Source organism: Pseudomonas sp. GW822-FHT06D10 (genome assembly GCF_058799535.1).
Window position 1 is genome coordinate 503167 of the sequence record NZ_JBXALN010000005.1, and the last position, 17099, is coordinate 520265.

16 protein-coding genes and 1 riboswitch are annotated in these 17099 nt (G+C 64.3%); of the genes, 11 read left to right on the top strand and 5 right to left on the bottom strand.

Translation table 11 applies throughout. The features are described 5' to 3' along the window. Positions 1–31 precede the first annotated feature (31 nt). From AC1RL5_RS19555 to AC1RL5_RS19565, 3 genes are all read right to left on the bottom strand, one after another. Positions 32–844, bottom strand: coding sequence for an aldo/keto reductase (locus AC1RL5_RS19555; RefSeq protein WP_492589530.1), 813 nt, complete (start codon positions 842–844; stop codon positions 32–34). Then, the gene (locus AC1RL5_RS19560) at positions 841–2016 is read right to left on the bottom strand and encodes an NAD(P)/FAD-dependent oxidoreductase (protein ID WP_072452040.1); all 1176 of its coding nucleotides are present in this window, start codon (positions 2014–2016) and stop codon (positions 841–843) included. The genes AC1RL5_RS19555 and AC1RL5_RS19560 overlap by 4 nt, the downstream gene beginning before the upstream one ends. Positions 2017–2126: 110 nt before the next feature. Next, a complete protein-coding gene (locus tag AC1RL5_RS19565; protein WP_011058907.1) occupies positions 2127–2459 on the bottom strand; it encodes a DMT family transporter in 333 nt (110 codons plus the stop codon). Positions 2460–2569: 110 nt separating this feature from the next. Here AC1RL5_RS19565 and AC1RL5_RS19570 point away from each other — a divergent pair, with 110 nt between their 5' ends. Together AC1RL5_RS19570 and waaA are read left to right on the top strand one after the other, a co-directional pair. Continuing rightward, entirely contained in the window at positions 2570–3454 is an 885-nt protein-coding gene (locus tag AC1RL5_RS19570; RefSeq protein ID WP_176876776.1) for a LysR family transcriptional regulator, read from the top strand. Between the two features lie 22 nt (positions 3455–3476). Next, a complete protein-coding gene (gene waaA, locus AC1RL5_RS19575; protein ID WP_103407042.1) occupies positions 3477–4757 on the top strand; it encodes a lipid IV(A) 3-deoxy-D-manno-octulosonic acid transferase in 1281 nt (426 codons plus the stop codon). Positions 4758–4866: 109 nt separating this feature from the next. On the opposite strand, the gene AC1RL5_RS19580 is transcribed toward waaA, so the two are convergent. Further along, positions 4867–6297, bottom strand: coding sequence for a TolC family outer membrane protein (locus AC1RL5_RS19580; RefSeq protein WP_011058910.1), 1431 nt, complete (start codon positions 6295–6297; stop codon positions 4867–4869). Between the two features lie 197 nt (positions 6298–6494). Beyond that, positions 6495–6599, top strand: a riboswitch (TPP riboswitch). Between the two features lie 164 nt (positions 6600–6763). Between AC1RL5_RS19580 and thiC the strand changes: the two genes are divergently transcribed. Further along, entirely contained in the window at positions 6764–8653 is a 1890-nt protein-coding gene (thiC, locus tag AC1RL5_RS19585) for a phosphomethylpyrimidine synthase ThiC (RefSeq protein ID WP_011058911.1), read from the top strand. A 113-nt stretch (positions 8654–8766) separates the two neighbouring features. Further along, positions 8767–10059, top strand: coding sequence for a putative hydroxymethylpyrimidine transporter CytX (cytX, locus tag AC1RL5_RS19590; protein ID WP_072452037.1), 1293 nt, complete (start codon positions 8767–8769; stop codon positions 10057–10059). Here cytX and AC1RL5_RS19595 read toward each other — a convergent pair. Further along, entirely contained in the window at positions 10028–10774 is a 747-nt protein-coding gene (locus tag AC1RL5_RS19595) for an RsiV family protein (protein WP_207239953.1), read from the bottom strand. The two genes, cytX and AC1RL5_RS19595, sit on opposite strands and share 32 nt — an antisense overlap. Before the next feature lie 224 nt (positions 10775–10998). Here AC1RL5_RS19595 and AC1RL5_RS19600 point away from each other — a divergent pair, with 224 nt between their 5' ends. The 7 genes from AC1RL5_RS19600 to AC1RL5_RS19630 all read left to right on the top strand — a co-directional run bounded on the left by AC1RL5_RS19600 (position 10999) and on the right by AC1RL5_RS19630 (position 17098). After that, positions 10999–11616: an NUDIX domain-containing protein gene (locus tag AC1RL5_RS19600; protein WP_123577354.1), complete on the top strand. Its 618-nt coding sequence runs from the start codon at positions 10999–11001 to the stop codon at positions 11614–11616. Beyond that, complete coding sequence (locus AC1RL5_RS19605; protein WP_011058915.1) at positions 11607–12059, top strand: DUF1249 domain-containing protein; 453 nt, start codon at positions 11607–11609, stop codon at positions 12057–12059. Before AC1RL5_RS19600 ends, AC1RL5_RS19605 begins: the two co-directional genes overlap by 10 nt. 99 nt (positions 12060–12158) lie before the next feature. Next, positions 12159–12974, top strand: coding sequence for a 3',5'-cyclic-AMP phosphodiesterase (cpdA, locus tag AC1RL5_RS19610; protein WP_145713729.1), 816 nt, complete (start codon positions 12159–12161; stop codon positions 12972–12974). A gap of 67 nt (positions 12975–13041) precedes the next feature. Continuing rightward, positions 13042–13650: a YqiA/YcfP family alpha/beta fold hydrolase gene (locus AC1RL5_RS19615; protein WP_015633927.1), complete on the top strand. Its 609-nt coding sequence runs from the start codon at positions 13042–13044 to the stop codon at positions 13648–13650. Between the two features lie 42 nt (positions 13651–13692). Then, positions 13693–15597, top strand: coding sequence for a DNA topoisomerase IV subunit B (gene parE, locus AC1RL5_RS19620; protein WP_011058918.1), 1905 nt, complete (start codon positions 13693–13695; stop codon positions 15595–15597). Further along, complete coding sequence (locus AC1RL5_RS19625) at positions 15597–16580, top strand: esterase-like activity of phytase family protein (RefSeq protein WP_103407040.1); 984 nt, start codon at positions 15597–15599, stop codon at positions 16578–16580. The genes parE and AC1RL5_RS19625 overlap by 1 nt, the downstream gene beginning before the upstream one ends. Continuing rightward, positions 16577–17098, top strand: a complete 522-nt coding sequence (locus AC1RL5_RS19630; protein ID WP_011058920.1) for a retropepsin-like aspartic protease family protein — start codon at positions 16577–16579, stop codon at positions 17096–17098. Before AC1RL5_RS19625 ends, AC1RL5_RS19630 begins: the two co-directional genes overlap by 4 nt. Position 17099: the final 1 nt, after the last annotated feature.

Consider the following 17099-nt stretch of genomic DNA (forward strand, 5'->3'; position numbering starts at 1 on the left):
TCTTGCGTCGGGGTCGGCCGCGTCGGCGGCATCAGTTCTTGCCAAGGACCTGCGCCACAGTCGACACGTTATGGGCCAGGTGCAAGGGATTGATGGTCCCGACAATAGCACTGGCGACACCGGGCCGGTCAAACAGCAGATCGAAGCTGGCCCGCACCGGATCGATGCCCGGGCTCAGGCAAACGTGGCCGCTGGCAAGCGCCTTTTTCACCAGGATGCCCTTGTGGTGAGCGGTAGCGTAGTCAATGACTGCCCGCTCGGCCTGTTCGTTCAGATTGTAGGTAACCATGGCGCAATCGCCTTGCTCCAGGGCCTTCAGGCCGCCGTCTACGGTCTTGCCGGAGAAGCCGAAGCCACGGATCTTGCCCTCCTGCTTGAGCTGCGCCAGGGCCTGGTAGACCTCGCACTGCTCGAGGATCGCCAGGTCGTTGCCGTCGGAATGCACCAGCACCAGGTCGATGAAGTCGGTTTCCAGGCGTTGCAGGCTGCGCTCCACGGACATCCGGGTATGGGCCGCGCTGAAATCGTGCCGCGACAGGCCATCGGCGAACTCTTCGCCGACCTTGCTGACAATCACCCATTCCTGGCGCTGGCCGCGCAGTAGCGGGCCCAGGCGCTCTTCGCTGCGGCCGTAGGCCGGAGCGGTGTCGATCAGGTTGATGCCCAGGTCGCGGGTCAGCTTGAGCAGCATGCGGGCCTCCTGGTCGTCGGGGATCTGGAAGCCGTTAGGGTATTTCACGCCCTGGTCGCGGCCCAGTTTCACCGTGCCCAGACCCAGGGGCGACACCAGCAGGCCGGTGCTGCCCAAGGGGCGATGCAGATCGTGCAGGGTTGGCTGGCTCATGGCAGCAGTTGCTCCCAGGCTGGTTGCGCCAGGGGCGGCTTGGGCAGTTCGGGCAGGGCCTGGGCGGCGGCGGGGTGAATGCCGTCGCGCTCCAGGGCAGCCAGGACCCGGTCGGCGAAGTCCGGTGCCAGGGCCAGCTTGGTCGGCCAGCCCACCAGCAGGCGATCCTGCTCGGCGAGGAAGGCGTTGTCCGGGCGGGCCAGGCCCGACTGTGCCGGTTCGGCGCGGTCGACCCGCAGGGTGGCCCATTGCGCCTGGCTCAGGTCGATCCAGGGCAGCAGTTGCGCCAGTTCCTTCTGGGCTGCGGCAATCTGCGCTGCCGGTTCCCGGGCCACGCCCTCGGCTTCGGCGATATCGCCCCCCAGGTACCAGACCCACTGGCCGTCGGCGGCCGGGTGAGTGGTGACGGTGATCCGTGGTTTTGGCCCGCCGCCCAGGCAGTGGGCGTACAGCGGTTTCAGGCTCGGGCCCTTGACCAGCACCATGTGCAATGGTCGCCGTTGCATGGCGGGCTGGCTCAGGCCGGCCGCTTGCAGCAGCTCGGCATTGCCGGCTCCGGCGCTGAGGACAATGCGTTGCGCGCGGATTTCCCGGCCGTCGACCCGCAGGCCCAGCAGTTGGCCGTTCTCCAGCAGGGGCTCGATCTTCTGCCCGGCCAGCAGGCTGTCTCCCGCCAGGTGCGCGAGGCGCTCGATCAGGCTCGGCACATCCACTACCAGTTCGGCGAGGCGGTAGACCTTGCCCTTGAAGCGCTTGTCCTGCAGGGCCGGGGGCAGTTGCTCGCCCTTGACCTGATCGACCCGCCCGCGTACCGCCTTGCTGGCGAAGAAGCTGGTGAGGTTGCCGGCCAGGGTGCCGGGGGACCAGAGGTAGTGAGCCTCGGACAGCAGGCGCACGCCGGACAGGTCCAGCTCGCCATTGCCCGCCAGGGCTTCGCGCCAGCGTCGTGGCATGTCGGCAATGGCCTCGGAGGCGCCAGTGAGGGCGCCGTGCAGGGCGTATTTGGCGCCGCCGTGGATGATCCCCTGGGATTTCACGCTCTGTCCGCCGCCGAGGCTGGCGCTTTCCACCAGCACGGTGGAAAAACCCAGGCGTTGCAGGCGAGCGTTGAGCCAGAGACCGGCGACGCCTGCGCCGACAATCAGCACATCGGTGGAAATAGCGGATGGCATGCAGCGACCTCGGTAAGTAAAACGAAGCCGCAAGTTTCAAGCCTCAGGCCTCAAGCTGCAAGCTTGGCGCTCACTCTGGCCGCTTGAGGCGTGTGGCGTGAGGCTGCTTTCTAGTGCCCGGCGGTTTTCGAGAACAACTGGATCACCACCACGCCGAGGACGATCAGCGCCATGCCCAGCATCGCCGGGATATCCAGCTTCTGGCCGTACAGAAACAGCGCGGCGATGCTCACCATGACGATGCCCATGCCGGCCCATACCGCGTAGGCCACGCCCACCGGCACCGTACGCACCACCAGGGTCAGCATCCAGAAGGCCACGCCGTAGCCGACGATGATCAATGCCAGGGGCAGCGGAGTGCTCAGGCCCTTGACCGCTTTCATTGAAACAGTGGCGATCACTTCCGCGCAGATGGCGATAGCCAGGTAGTAGTAAGCGTTCATGGGAGGGTTCCTCGGGGCTGGGACTGCTTTATGAGGTCGGCATTCTAGAGAAAGTTCAGATGGGGTAAAGTCATTACCTATCTGGATGCTAGATAGGTTGTGCCGTGAACATGCAATGGAACCTGGAGCAGTTGCGCCTGTTTGTCGGGGTCGCCGAACTGCGTTCGTTTTCTGCCGTGGCCCGCCATCAGCGCAAGGCGCAATCGGCCATCAGCAGTGCCATCGCCCAGCTGGAGGATGACCTGGGAGTGAGCCTGTTCGAACGCAGCAGTGGCCGCCAGCCAAGGCTGACGGAGGCGGGCAGTGCACTGTTGCAGGAAGCGCGGGAGATCCTGCGCCAGTGCGACCGCCTCAATGGCCGGGCGCTGGCCTTGATGCGCGGCCAGGAAGCGCGGTTGCGCCTGGCCCAGGACGAGGCGATGCCCTATCAGCCGGTGCTCGACAGCCTGGAGGCCCTGGCGGAACACTTTCCCAGCCTGGAGGTGCAACTGGCCAGCGGGGCCCAGGGCGACGTAGCGCGCAAACTGGTGGAGCGCCGGGCCGACCTGGGGTTGCTGTTTCACCATGAACAGATGCCGGAAACTTTGGAGCGCCGGGCCCTGGGCAGTGTGGAGATGGTCACTGTCTGCGCCGTGGGGCATCCGCTGGCCCATGAAAAAAGGGTCAACCGCCAGTTGCTGGCGCTACACCGGCAGTTGCTCATCGCTCCGCAAGCCAGTGGCTACCCCGGTGGTGAGCAGGTCAGCCCCCAGGTCTGGCGGGCTGACAGCTTCTACGTCCTGGCCGAATGGCTGATGCGCGGGCTGGGCTGGGCCTGGCTGCCACGGCATGTGGTGCAGTACCCGGCCTATCAGAACCAGATGGTGGAGCTGGCCAGTCAGTGGACGCCCCCGGCACTGGTGGTGGAGCTGGCCTGGCGCCGTGACGAACCTCTGGGCCCCGCGGCGCACTGGCTGGCAGAACGTTTTGCCGTGCACCTGAAGGCGATCGGCTAAAAAACCGATAAACTCCGCCGCCATGAATAGAACTCTCTATACCGCATTGTTTTACCTGGGGCTGCCGTTGGTAGCGATCCGCCTGTGGCTGCGCTCGCGCAAGGCGCCGGCTTATGCCAAGCGCATTGGCGAGCGTTTCTCTCTCGGCTTGCCGAGCATGCAACCCGGTGGCATCTGGGTGCATGCGGTGTCGGTGGGCGAGAGCATCGCTGCCGCGCCGATGATCCGGGCGCTGCTGGCGCGTTATCCACAGCTGCCGATTACCGTGACCTGCATGACTCCCACCGGCTCCGAGCGCATCCACGCGCTGTTTGCCAACGAGCCGCGGATCCAGCACTGCTACCTGCCCTACGACTTGCCTTGCGCCGCGGCGCGGTTTCTCGATCGGGTGCGGCCCAAGTTGGCGGTGATCATGGAAACCGAACTGTGGCCCAACCATATCGACCAGTGTGCCCGGCGCGGGATTCCGGTGGCCCTGGCCAATGCCCGGTTGTCCGAGCGTTCGGCCAAGGGCTATGGGCGTTTTGCTCGGCTGACCGCACCGATGCTGGCGCAGATGAGCCTGTTCGCGGTGCAGACCGAAGCCGAGGCCCAGCGTTTCCTCCGGCTTGGGGCCCGCCCAGAGACTGTGCAAGTGACCGGATCGATCAAGTTCGACCTGAGCATCGACCCGCAGTTGCTGCAGCGGGCCACTGAGCTGCGCCAGCAATGGCAGGCCATGGAGCGCCCGGTGTGGATCGCCGCCAGTACCCACGAGGGCGAAGACACGGTGGTGCTCGATGCCCATCGGCAACTGCTGGGCAGTTACCCCAATGCCTTGCTGATCCTGGTGCCGCGGCACCCGGAGCGCTTCGACTCGGTGCATGAGCTGTGCCGGCAGCAGGGTTTTGCCACGGTGCGCCGTTCTGCAGCCGAGCCGGTGCTTGCCACCACCTCGGTGCTGCTGGGGGACACCATGGGCGAATTGCTGTTCCTCTATGCCCTGGCCGACAGCGCCTTTGTCGGCGGCAGCCTGGTGCCCAACGGTGGGCACAACCTGCTGGAGCCGGCAGCCCTGGCCAAGCCGGTGATCAGCGGGCCGCATCTGTTCAACTTCCTGGAAATCGCCGCGATGCTGCGTGAGGCCGGAGCCTTGCAGGAAGTGGACGATGCCGAGGGGCTCGCGGTGGCGGTGCAGCGTCTGTTCGAGCTACCCCAGGATGCGCGCAAGATGGCCGACGCCGGGCTCAAGGTGCTCAAGGCCAACCAGGGCGCCTTGCAACGGCTGCTCGACGGCCTTGGCCGCCTCCTGGGCAGGCACTGATCGTCGCCTTCTGTAGCCGCTGTCGCAGGCTGCGCAGTGGCCGTAAAAGGCCGTTACACCGCCATGAAAAAGGCCACCGCAATGGTGGCCTTTTTCATGCCTGCGACCTTCAGGGGCGGGCCCTGAGCTGCTCCTGGGCGGCCTTGGCCAGGTCTGGCGGCAGGAAGTCGCGATCCGGGTTGTAGTCGGCCTTGAGATAGCGCGACAGGTCCTGCAGGTCCCCCGGGTTGAGGGTGCCGGCCGCCTGTTTCAGGCGCAGGTTGTCGAGGATGTAGTCGTAGCGGCTGTTGTTGTAGTTGCGCACCGAGGTGTACAGCTGGCGCTGGGCGTCGAGCACATCGACGATATTGCGCGTGCCCACCTGGTAGCCGATCTCCGTGGCCTCCACTGCGCTCTGGTTGGAAATGATCGACTGGCGCCGGGCCTGGACCTGCTCGACATCGGTGTTCACCGCGCGGTGCAGGTTGCGGGTGTTTTCCACCACCTGGCGGCGCAGGGATTCACGCTGTTGCTCGGTCTGGCTCAGGCGCGAGTAGGATTCGCGCACCTGGGAGCTGGTCAGGCCGCCGCTGTAGATCGGAATGTTCAGTTGCAGGCCGATGGAGCGCTGTTCGACGTCGCTGCCATAGCGCGTCAGCGGGTTGGGGTTGCTGAAGCCCAAAGCATCGTTGTCGCCTTTCTTGTACTGCGCCACTGCGTCCAGGGTCGGGGCATGCCCGGCCTTGCGCTGCTTGAGGGTTTCCTCGGCGGCGCTGACTGCGTAGTTGCTGGCCAGCAGGTTGAGGTTCTGCTTGGCGGCGGTGTCCACCCAGGCCTTGGCGTCGTTGGGGGTCGGCGCCAGCACTGGCAGGGTATGGACGATGCCCTGGATCGAGTTGTACTCGCGGTTGGTCAGGGTGATCAGGGCCTCGAAGGCATCATCCACCTGGCGCTGGGCAAGGATCCGGTTGGCCCGGGCGGTGTCGTAGCTGGCCTGGGATTGCAGGACGTCGGTCTTGTCCGACAGGCCCACGTCGAAGCGTTCGTTGGATTGGTCCAGCTGACGCTTGAAGGCCGCTTCCTCGGCCTTGGTCGAGGCCAGGTTGTCCTGGGCGCGCAACACCGCGAAGTAGTTCTCCGCGCTCTGCAGGATCAGGTTCTGCTCGGTGGCCGAGAGTTGCAGGGAAGCCTGTTCGTTGATGTCCTTGGCCGCCTGCAGCTGGAACCAGCGGTCGGCCCGGAACAGTGGCTGGGCCAGGGTCGCCTGGTAGACGTTGCCGCTGCGGGTAGAGGTCATCGACGGTTCGTCGAACTTGGTGCGGGTGTTGTTCATGTCCGCGCCGGCCGAAAGGTTAGGCAGCAACCCGGCACGAGCCTGGGGCACCACTTCCTTCTGGGCACCGTACTGGGCGCGCGCAGCGGCCAGATCGGCGTTGTTGTCCACCGCTTCCTGGTAGACGCTGACCAGATCGGTCTTGGTGGTCAAAGGCGCTTCTGCTGCCCAGGCCATTCCATTGGACGCACAAGACACGGCAACAGCCAGTGAGAGTTTGCGCAGCATTCGGCGATCCCTAGAGTTGATATTACGGCAATAATTCAGGCGCCAAGGCTAAGGCGCGACCCACGGAGCGTCAAGGTTCGACACAGGGCAACGAGTGTAGATGCGCTGGGGGGTGGCAACAATCCTGCAATTACGCCATTCATCATGCTGATCGTACGGGGGGTTGGCGTTCTGCTGTGGCTTTGTCTAGACTGGCCCGGTTCTTGTCGGGGTGCCTTGCTATGAGGCTGAGATCGGATAATCCGGATCCCGTTGAACCTGATCAGGTTAGCGCCTGCGTAGGGAACAAGATTTCTCGTCACCCGGCGAGTCCTCTTGTGCTTCGTCCGGGATGTTGTTCGACAATCGAACACCCCTCGAGTACCAAGCACTGCACTCAACTAGTTGCCTAGCCAGGGTGCGTCCGTCCGTTACAGGTTCGCTCCGACAAAAATCCACTGCCTGGATGCTGTCTGGAGAGCCCGTGATGACTACAAAATTAAAAAACGCTAGCAACCTCAGTGAGTCGGCCCAAGTCGACCAACAATCGGTTCAGCCCTTTACCCGCTCGCAAAAAGTCTATGTCCAGGGTTCGCGCCCGGACATCCGCGTGCCCATGCGCGAAATCACCCTGGACGTGACCCCCACCGACTTCGGCGGCGAGATCAACGCCCCGGTGACCGTGTACGACACCTCCGGCCCCTACACCGATCCGAACGTGGTGATCGATGTGCGCAAGGGCCTGGGCGATGTGCGTTCGGCCTGGATCGAAGACCGTGGCGACACCGAGCGCCTGGCCGGCCTGAGCTCCAACTTCGGCCAGCAGCGCCTGGCCGACCCGGAGCTGACCAAGCTGCGCTTCGCCCACGTCAACAACCCGCGCCGGGCCAAGGCCGGGGCCAACGTCAGCCAGATGCACTACGCGCGCAAAGGCATCATCACCGCCGAGATGGAATACGTCGCCATCCGCGAAAACATGAAGCTGCAGGAGGCCCGTGCCGCCGGCCTGCTGAAGCAGCAACACGCCGGCCACAGCTTCGGCGCCAGCATTCCGAAAGAAATCACCCCAGAGTTCGTCCGCGAGGAAATCGCCCGTGGCCGCGCGATCATCCCGGCCAACATCAACCACGTCGAACTGGAACCGATGATCATCGGCCGCAACTTCCTGGTGAAGATCAACGGCAACATCGGCAACAGTGCCCTGGGTTCCTCGATCGAGGAAGAAGTGGCGAAACTGACCTGGGGCATCCGCTGGGGTTCGGACACGGTGATGGACCTGTCCACCGGCAAGCACATCCATGAAACCCGCGAGTGGATCATCCGCAACTCGCCGGTGCCGATCGGTACCGTACCGATCTACCAGGCCCTGGAAAAGGTCAACGGCGTGGCCGAGGACCTGACCTGGGAGCTGTTCCGCGACACCCTGATCGAGCAGGCCGAGCAGGGCGTGGACTACTTCACCATCCACGCAGGCGTCTTGCTGCGTTACGTGCCGCTGACCGCCAAGCGGGTCACCGGCATCGTGTCCCGGGGTGGCTCGATCATGGCCAAGTGGTGCCTGGCGCACCACAAGGAGAACTTCCTCTACACCCACTTCGACGAAATCTGCGAAATCATGAAGGCCTACGACGTCAGCTTCTCCCTGGGAGATGGCCTGCGCCCGGGGTCGATTGCCGACGCCAACGACGAAGCCCAGTTCGGCGAACTGGAGACCCTCGGCGAGCTGACCAAGATCGCCTGGAAGCATGACGTGCAGTGCATGATCGAAGGTCCGGGCCACGTGCCGATGCAGTTGATCAAGGAGAACATGGACAAGCAGCTGGAGTGCTGCGACGAGGCGCCGTTCTACACCCTCGGCCCGCTGACTACCGACATTGCCCCCGGCTACGACCACATCACCTCCGGTATCGGTGCGGCGATGATCGGCTGGTTCGGCTGCGCCATGCTCTGCTACGTCACGCCCAAGGAACACCTTGGCCTGCCGAACAAGGATGACGTGAAGACCGGGATCATCACCTACAAGATCGCCGCGCATGCTGCGGATCTGGCGAAAGGTCATCCGGGCGCGCAGATCCGCGACAACGCCTTGTCCAAGGCGCGTTTCGAGTTCCGCTGGGAAGACCAGTTCAACCTCGGCCTGGACCCGGACACCGCCCGTTCGTACCACGACGAGACCCTGCCCAAGGATTCGGCCAAGGTCGCGCATTTCTGCTCCATGTGCGGGCCGAAGTTCTGCTCGATGAAGATCACCCAGGAAGTGCGTGAGTACGCAGCCAACCAGCGTATCGAAGCGGTGGATGTGGATGTCGCCAAGGGCCTGGCGGAACAGGCCGAGCGCTTCAAGCAGGAAGGCAGCCAGTTGTACAAGAAAGTCTGACCCCTCTCTGCAGGAGCGGGCTTGCCCGCGAACCTGGCGCCGCGCTCTCGACAAGGTGGCGCTTTCGCCGGCAACCCGGCTCCTGCAGACCTTATTCCTTCGAGATATCAACCTTGAGCAGTCCAATCAGTACCTACTCTCCCAATCTCGCGGTACCGGCCGACAAGCGCGTGTTTGGCGCCCGCGATCTGTTTTCCCTGTGGTTTTCCCTCGGTATCGGCCTGATGGTGCTGCAGACCGGCGCCTTGCTGGCGCCAGGCCTGGGGCTGGCCCATTCGCTGCTGGCGATCCTACTCGGCACCGCGGTCGGCGTTCTGCTGCTGGCGGCGGTGGGGGTGATCGGCAGCGACACCGGCCTGTCGTCCATGGCTGCGCTCAAGCTCAGCCTGGGCCGGCGCGGCGCCAGCCTGCCGGCGCTGTTGAACCTGTTGCAACTGGTGGGCTGGGGCTCGTTTGAAATCATCGTCATGCGCGATGCCGCGAGCCTCCTGGGCAGCCGGGCCTTCAGCGAAGGCAGCCTACTGGCCAACCCGTTGCTCTGGACCCTGTTTTTCGGTGCCCTGGCCACCTTGCTGGCGGTCAGCGGGCCCTTGACCTTCGTCCGGCAGATCCTGCGCAAATGGGGAATCTGGTTGTTGTTGGCCGCCTGCCTGTGGCTGACCTGGAACCTCTTCGCCCGAGCCGACCTGGCGGCGCTCTGGGCCCAGGCCGGGGACGGCTCGATGCCGTTCGCCGTGGGCTTCGATATCGCCATCGCCATGCCCTTGTCCTGGTTGCCGCTGATCGCCGACTACTCGCGGTTCGGCAAGCGCGCCAAGAGCGTGTTCGGCGGCACGGCCCTGGGCTTTTTCATCGGCAATTTCTGGTTGATGAGCCTGGGCGTCGCCTACACCCTGGCCTTCGCTCCCAGTGGTGAAGTGAATGCCTTGCTGCTGGCGCTGGCCGGGGCCGGGCTGGGGATTCCGTTGCTGCTGATTCTGCTGGACGAATCGGAGAATGCCTTTGCCGATATCCATTCGGCGGCGGTTTCCAGCGGCGTCCTGCTGCGCCTCAAGGTCGAGCACCTGGCGCTGGCCATAGGCGTGCTCTGCACCCTGATCGCCTGCCTGGCGCCGTTGGCCCAGTACCAGAACTTCCTGTTGCTGATCGGCTCGGTATTCGCGCCGCTGTTTGGCGTGGTGCTGGTGGATCACTTCATCCTGCGTCGGCGCTCGGGGCAGAACCCGGCGTCAGCCTTGCGCTGGCCGGCGCTGCTGGCCTGGCTGGGTGGGGTGAGCACCTATCATCTGTTGGCCAATCTGTACCCGGATATCGGCGCAACCCTGCCGTCACTGGTGCTGGCAGGGCTGCTGCAATGGCTGTTGGGCCGGGCTTTCAGTTACCGCCAGGAAACAGCTCGGGCTTGAGCACGCCCTTGAGGCGGTCGTAGGGGATCTGCAGTTCGATGTGGCCCAGGACCGAGGGCGCGATGGTGGTGACGTCGTACTTGAGGGTCACGGCGTTGCGGGTCAGCGCTACGTTCTGGGTCTTCTGGAAGGGCCAGCTCTTCACGAACTCGGCCTCGCGATCCAGGTGAGTGCTGATCAGCCAGTTGTTGTGGGCGACCCGCGCGGCCTTCCAGAACATCTCTTCCTGGCCGGGCAGGAGCATGTCCGCCAGGTTCAGGGCCTTGTGCTGCTGGCGTGAATAGTTGACGAAGCCACGGCCCGGGGTGCCATTGGCGGCGCCGGTGTCCAGGTAACTGGCCAGTTCGATGATCACCAGGCCGTCATGCTGCTCGCGTAGCTTGGATTGCAGGTACATGCCGTGGCGGTCCGGCGCGCTGCGCAGGAACTGCTCGCGATAGGCCGCAAGGCTGGCCGGCAGCGCAGCATCGGGGCTGGTGCGGGTCATTTGCAGCAGGCGCTTTTCAATGATGGCATCCAGCTGCGGTTCGGCGGGGAAGTGCACGGTGTCGAGGTTGACCAGCGGGCAGTCGGCGCCGCTGCAGCCGGGCTTGAGTTGTTCGGACTTGTCCCGGGTGGTTTCCAGCGGGGTCATGTAGCTGGGTTGAAACAGGCTTTGGCAGGCACCCAGGGTCAGGGCGATACAGGCCACGGAGGCGATTTTGACAAGCGACATGGGCGTCCTTCATAAACCAGGGGGAGGCAAAAGTTACCGGCTTCGACTGCCTGCGAGGCAGTCGGTTCGCCACTAAGCTCAATAGAGGCAATTAGAGTAGGTTTAGCCCCTCGCCGTCTATCCCGCTGAGGGTAAAGGGGCTGCATGATCAGCTGCGAGCGCGTTAGGATGGCGCGAAGTCGAGGGGGATCCTCGGATTGAACGTGCTGTACACGAGGATTGTTATGACTGACTTTGCCAACTCCACGCCGAGTGCCGTCGAGATCATCCGGCGCGAAAACTGTTTCCAGGGTTTCTACCGGCTCGATCGCCTGCAACTGCGTCATGAGCTGTTCGCCGGTGGCATGGGGCGTGAAATCAATCGTGAAGTCTTTGTTCGTCACGATGCGGTCTGCGTACTGCCGTACGACCCGCAGCGCGATGAGGTGGTGCTGATCGAACAGTTCCGCGTCGGTGCCATGGGCAAGACGGCTTCGCCCTGGCTGGTGGAACTGGTGGCCGGGCTGATCGACAAGGACGAGCAGCCGGAACAGGTTGCCCGCCGCGAGGCGCAGGAGGAAGCTGGCCTGGACATCTCGGCGCTGTGGCCGATGACCCGGTACTTCCCGTCGCCCGGTGGCAGCACCGAATTCGTCCATCTGTACCTGGGGCGTTGCGACAGCAGCGCCGCCGGTGGGCTGCATGGGCTGGAGGAAGAGGCGGAAGACATTCGGGTGTGCGTGATGGCCTATGAGGATGCCTTGCAGGCCATGCGCGACGGGCGGATTTGCAATGCCGCCAGCATCATTGCCTTGCAGTGGCTGGCGCTCAATCGCGCGGAAGTGAGGGGGTTATGGTCGTAAACAAGGTACGCGACCGCTATCGGGTGGATCTCGCGGGGCTGCAAGCTTCCTGCGAGGCCAACTACGCCCGGCTGATGCGCCTGCTGCCCGACATGCGCAACCAGCCCGTGGCGCGGCGTATCGCCGTGACCCAGGGCGACCAGATGCTCGGCGTACTGGCCCTGGAGGTGGTACTGGCCTGCCCGTATACCACCACCTTGCAGGTGCGCCAGGAGCACAGCCTGCCCTGGCTGCCTGTGCCGCAGCTGGAAGTGCAGGTCTATCACGACGCGCGCATGGCGGAAGTCATCAGTGCCGAACATGCCCGGCGTTTTCGCAGCATCTATCCCTATCCCAATGCCTTCATGCACCAGCCTGATGAAAAGGCCCAGCTGAACGTGTTCCTCGGCGAGTGGCTGAGCCACTGCCTGGCCTGCGGTCACGAGTTCGAAGCCGTGCGCTAGATGTGAACTGGGTCCGCTTCCCAGGTTTCCTCTTTTTCACTTCCCCCAGCATAATTGCCCCCTTCTTCACGCTTTGTGATCTTGCTCCGGGAGAACGCCGTGCCAAGCGTATCCGCACTGACTGCCGCCGACCCCGTGTTGCTGGTGCAGCTGTCCGATAGCCACCTGTTTGCCGAGACGGACGGCACGCTCTTGGGCATGAACACCGCCGACAGCCTGCAACGGGTCATCGACCTGGTGCTGGCGCAGCAGCCACGGATCGACCTGATGCTGGCCACCGGCGACCTGTCCCAGGACGGCACGCTGGAGTCCTATCAACGCTTTCGCCAACTGACCCGGCAGATTGCCGCCCCAGGCCGCTGGCTGCCGGGCAACCACGACGAGCCGCAGGTCATGGAGCAGGCCGCCAGCGGCAGTGACTTGCTGGACCCGGTGGTGGACATCGGTAGCTGGCGCATCACCCTGCTGGACTCGGCGGTGCCGGGTTCGGTACCGGGTTATCTGCAGGATGAGCAGTTGCAACTGCTGACCCGCTCCCTGAGCGAAGCACCAGAGCGGCACCACCTGGTCTGCCTGCATCACCATCCGGTGTCCATCGATTGCGCCTGGATGGAGCCCATCGGCCTGCGCAATGCCCAGGCGCTGTTTGCCGTGATCGACGCTTTCCCCCAGGTGCGCGCCGTGCTCTGGGGGCATGTTCACCAGGAGATCGATCGCCTGCGGGGCGACGTGCGGCTATTGGCCTCACCTTCCACCTGCATCCAGTTCGAGCCCTTGAGCGACGACTTCAAGGTCGAGGAGCAGGTGCCGGGCTACCGTTGGTTGCGGCTGCAGCCCGATGGACGGCTGGAAACCGGCGTGCAGCGGGTCGAAGGCTATGAATTCACCATCGACTACGGTAGCGAAGGCTACTGAAGCGGCTGCGTAACCTGGCCCCATCCCTGTAAACTGCGGCTTTTGCCCAGGTGCACAGGGAGCTCGCATGTCCGGTTCGATCCTCTATATCCACGGCTTCAACAGTGCTCCGGCATCGACCAAGGCCTCCCAGTTGCGCCAGGTCATGGAGCAGCTCGGCCTGGCCGGGCAACTGCGGGTGCCGGCCCTGCATCACCATCCGCGCCAGGCCATTGGCCAGCTGGAACAGGCGATTGCCGAACTCGGTCGTCCATTGCTGGTCGGCAGCTCGCTCGGCGGCTACTATGCGACTCACCTTGCCGAGCGCTATGGTCTGAAGGCCCTGCTGATCAACCCTGCTGTCAGCCCGCACCGGATGTTCGACGGTTATCTGGGCACGCAGAAGAACCTGTACACCGACGAGACCTGGGAGCTGACCCACGACCATGTCGCGGCCCTGGCAGCGCTGGAAGTGGCGCCGCCCCAGGACCCTGAGCGTTATCAGGTGTGGTTGCAGACCGGGGACGAGACGCTGGACTATCGCAGCGCCGAGCGCTACTACCGCGCCTGTGCCTTGCGCATACAGGCCGGCGGCGATCATAGTTTCCAAGGTTTTGCCGGACAATTGCCGGCGATGTTGAATTTTGCCGGCATCACTGCCGATCAGTACCAGGCGATCGACTTCACTGCACTGTGAGCCTTCGCCCCATATTCATTGAACGACTAACGACGAGAACCCATGGCCACTCCCAGCGCTAGCTCTTATAACGCAGACGCCATCGAAGTCCTCTCGGGACTCGACCCGGTGCGCAAACGCCCGGGCATGTACACCGACACCACGCGGCCCAACCATTTGGCCCAGGAAGTCATCGACAACAGCGTCGACGAAGCCCTGGCCGGCCATGCGAAGTCGATACAGGTCATCCTGCACGCCGACCATTCCCTGGAAGTGTCCGACGACGGCCGCGGCATGCCCGTGGACATCCACCCGGAAGAGGGCGTGTCCGGGATCGAGCTGATCCTCACCAAGCTCCACGCCGGCGGCAAGTTCTCCAACAAGAACTACCAGTTCTCCGGCGGTCTGCACGGGGTGGGCATCTCCGTGGTCAACGCCTTGTCGAACCAGGTGCGGGTGCGGGTCAAGCGCGACGGCAACGAATACCAGATGACTTTCGCCGACGGCTACAAGGCCACCGAGCTGGAAGTGGTCGGCACCGTGGGCAAGCGCAACACCGGCACCAGCGTGTACTTCGCTCCGGACCCAAAATACTTCGACTCGCCGAAATTCTCCGTCAGCCGTCTCAAGCACGTGCTCAAGGCCAAGGCCGTACTCTGCCCGGGGCTGCTGGTGAGCTTCGAGGACAAGTCCAGCGGCGAGAAGGTCGAGTGGCACTACGAAGATGGCCTGCGCTCCTACCTGGTGGATGCGGTCAGTGAATTCGAACGCCTGCCGGCCGAGCCGTTCTGCGGCAGCCTGGCAGGGAACAAGGAAGCGGTGGACTGGGCCCTGTTGTGGCTGCCCGAAGGCGGCGACAGCGTCCAGGAAAGCTACGTCAACCTGATCCCCACGGCCCAGGGCGGCACCCATGTCAACGGCCTGCGCCAGGGCCTGCTGGATGCCATGCGCGAGTTCTGCGAGTTCCGCAACCTGCTGCCCCGCGGCCTGAAGCTGGCCCCGGAAGACGTCTGGGAGCGCATTGCCTTTGTCCTGTCGATGAAAATGCAGGATGCGCAGTTCTCCGGCCAGACCAAGGAGCGCCTGTCTTCCCGCGAGGCGGCGGCGTTCGTTTCCGGTGTGGTCAAGGACGCCTTCAGCCTGTGGCTCAACGCCAACCCCGAGCTGGGCATGCAACTGGCGGAGCTGGCCATCAGCAACGCCGGGCGCCGCTTGAAGGCCAGCAAGAAGGTCGAGCGCAAGCGCATTACCCAGGGCCCGGCACTGCCAGGCAAGCTGGCGGACTGTGCCGGCCAGGACCCGATGCGCTCCGAGCTGTTCCTGGTGGAAGGTGACTCCGCCGGTGGTTCGGCCAAGCAGGCGCGGGACAAGGAGTTCCAGGCGATCCTGCCGTTGCGCGGCAAGATCCTCAACACCTGGGAAGTGGACGGCAGCGAGGTCCTGGCCAGCCAGGAAGTGCACAACATCGCCGTGGCCATCGGGGTCGATCCGGGCGCCGAGGACATGAGCCAGCTGCGCTACGGCAAGATCTGCATCCTCGCCGACGCCGACTCCGACGGCTTGCACATCGCTACCTTGCTGTGTGCCTTGTTCGTCCAGCATTTCCGTCCGCTGGTGGATGCCGGTCACGTCTACGTGGCCATGCCGCCGCTGTACCGCATCGACCTGGGCAAGGAGATCTACTACGCCCTGGATGAAGCCGAGCGCGACGGCATTCTCGACCGCCTGGTGGCCGAGAAGAAGCGCGGCAAGCCACAGGTCACTCGATTCAAGGGGCTGGGTGAAATGAACCCGCCGCAACTGCGCGAGACCACCATGGACCCGAACACGCGGCGCCTGGTGCAGTTGACCCTGGACGACGTCGAGGCCACCGCGGAAATCATGGACATGCTGCTGGCCAAGAAGCGCGCCGGTGATCGCAAGTCCTGGCTGGAGTCCAAGGGCAACCTGGCCGAGGTGCTGGCCTGATGCACAGAGGTTTTGCCCTGGCCCTGGCGCTATTGGCAACCTCGGTGGTGGCCGCGCCGGCGCCCGAACTGAAACTGCTGTCCGAGCATCCTGTGCAAGGCATGCGCGGCGGCAATCTGTCCGGGCTGGCGCTGTGTGGTCAGGAACTCTGGACCGTCTCCGATCGCGACGACGAGCAGATCTACAGGCTCGATACCCGGAACACTGTCTGGCAGGCCGAGACCGTCGGGATCGAGGTGCCTGCGGTGCCGGATTCCGGCTTGCCCTGGGGCTTGAAGGTGCGGACCTGGGCGGCGTCCTTCGTGCGTGGCGGCGACCTGGATTTCGAGGGCATCACCTGTGATGCCGCCGGCAACAAATATGTGATCAGCGAAGCCCATGCCGCGGTGCTGCAGGTTCCGGCGCAAGGCGCGCCGGCCTGGTTGAAGATTTCCCCGATCATGGTGCGCGAAGCCCGTGCCAGCGGCATGCTGCTGCACTTCAATGCCCTGTTCGAAGGGCTGGCGGTCAACCCTGCCGGGGATCGGATCTGGCTGGCGGCGGAACGCGAGCGGCGCGGGCTGCTGTTGATCAAGCGTGGCCAGACCGCCTGGGACTGCGATGGCGGTTGCGTGCTGCTCAGTGAAGCAGGGGCGCTAATGCAGCCTGAGCAGGTGCCCAACGCCAAGGCCGTATCCCGTGACTTCGCCGACCTGTCGCTGTTTGACGGCAAGCTGTTCACCCTGGAGCGCAACGCCTATCAGATCTGTCGCCGTGACGCGCTGAGCGCCAAGGTCGAGCAGTGCTGGTCGTATGCTGGCGAAGCACTGGTGGAGCATCGGCGTTATCCACAGCCCTATGGGTTGGCGGAAGCCCTGGTGGTGGACGCCAAGGGCGCCTGGATTGGCCTGGACAACAACAACGGTGCTCGCGCCGACGGCGAGGCCCGACCGATCGTCTGGCGTTTTGCAGCTCCCGAAGGCGGCTGGAGTGCCAAGCCGTGAGCCAGCAACCGGGCAAGAGTGCCGGGCGGGTGATGCTGATCATGGCCTGGGCGGCGGCGCTGTTCCTGGCCACGCGGTTCTTTGCCGACTGGGAAGCGCACCAGGAGAACCCCAACACTGTCGTCAGTTCGCAACAACATGAGGGTTACATCGAAGTGCAACTGGCGGGCAATCGCCAGGGGCATTTCGTCGCCAGCGGCCATATCAACGGGCGGCCGGTGCAATTCATGCTCGACACCGGGGCCACCGATGTCTCGGTACCTGCGGATCTCGCTGAACGTCTGGGCCTGGAGCGCGGTGCGCCGGTCACCCTGAGCACGGCCAATGGGCGCAGCGAGGGTTATCGGACCCGTATCGAACTCCTGCAGCTGGGGGATATCGTGCTGCGGGACGTGGCCGCGCTGGTGGCGCCGGGGCTCGACGGCGACCAGGTTCTGCTGGGCATGAGCGCTTTGAAAAAACTTGAATTTACTCAGCGCGGCGGCAGCATGCTGCTGCGCCAGACTACGAACCAATGAG

Excerpts from the sequence above, each read along its gene's own strand:
- AC1RL5_RS19555 (WP_492589530.1), bottom strand. The coding sequence starts at position 844 with ATGAGCCAGCCAACCCTGCACGATCTGCATCGCCCCTTGGGCAGCACC.
- AC1RL5_RS19560 (WP_072452040.1), bottom strand. The coding sequence starts at position 2,016 with ATGCCATCCGCTATTTCCACCGATGTGCTGATTGTCGGCGCAGGCGTC.
- AC1RL5_RS19565 (WP_011058907.1), bottom strand. The coding sequence starts at position 2,459 with ATGAACGCTTACTACTACCTGGCTATCGCCATCTGCGCGGAAGTGATC.
- AC1RL5_RS19570 (WP_176876776.1), top strand. The coding sequence starts at position 2,570 with ATGCAATGGAACCTGGAGCAGTTGCGCCTGTTTGTCGGGGTCGCCGAA.
- waaA (WP_103407042.1), top strand. The coding sequence starts at position 3,477 with ATGAATAGAACTCTCTATACCGCATTGTTTTACCTGGGGCTGCCGTTG.
- AC1RL5_RS19580 (WP_011058910.1), bottom strand. The coding sequence starts at position 6,297 with ATGCTGCGCAAACTCTCACTGGCTGTTGCCGTGTCTTGTGCGTCCAAT.
- thiC (WP_011058911.1), top strand. The coding sequence starts at position 6,764 with ATGACTACAAAATTAAAAAACGCTAGCAACCTCAGTGAGTCGGCCCAA.
- AC1RL5_RS19595 (WP_207239953.1), bottom strand. The coding sequence starts at position 10,774 with ATGTCGCTTGTCAAAATCGCCTCCGTGGCCTGTATCGCCCTGACCCTG.
- AC1RL5_RS19600 (WP_123577354.1), top strand. The coding sequence starts at position 10,999 with ATGACTGACTTTGCCAACTCCACGCCGAGTGCCGTCGAGATCATCCGG.
- AC1RL5_RS19605 (WP_011058915.1), top strand. The coding sequence starts at position 11,607 with ATGGTCGTAAACAAGGTACGCGACCGCTATCGGGTGGATCTCGCGGGG.
- AC1RL5_RS19615 (WP_015633927.1), top strand. The coding sequence starts at position 13,042 with ATGTCCGGTTCGATCCTCTATATCCACGGCTTCAACAGTGCTCCGGCA.
- parE (WP_011058918.1), top strand. The coding sequence starts at position 13,693 with ATGGCCACTCCCAGCGCTAGCTCTTATAACGCAGACGCCATCGAAGTC.
- AC1RL5_RS19625 (WP_103407040.1), top strand. The coding sequence starts at position 15,597 with ATGCACAGAGGTTTTGCCCTGGCCCTGGCGCTATTGGCAACCTCGGTG.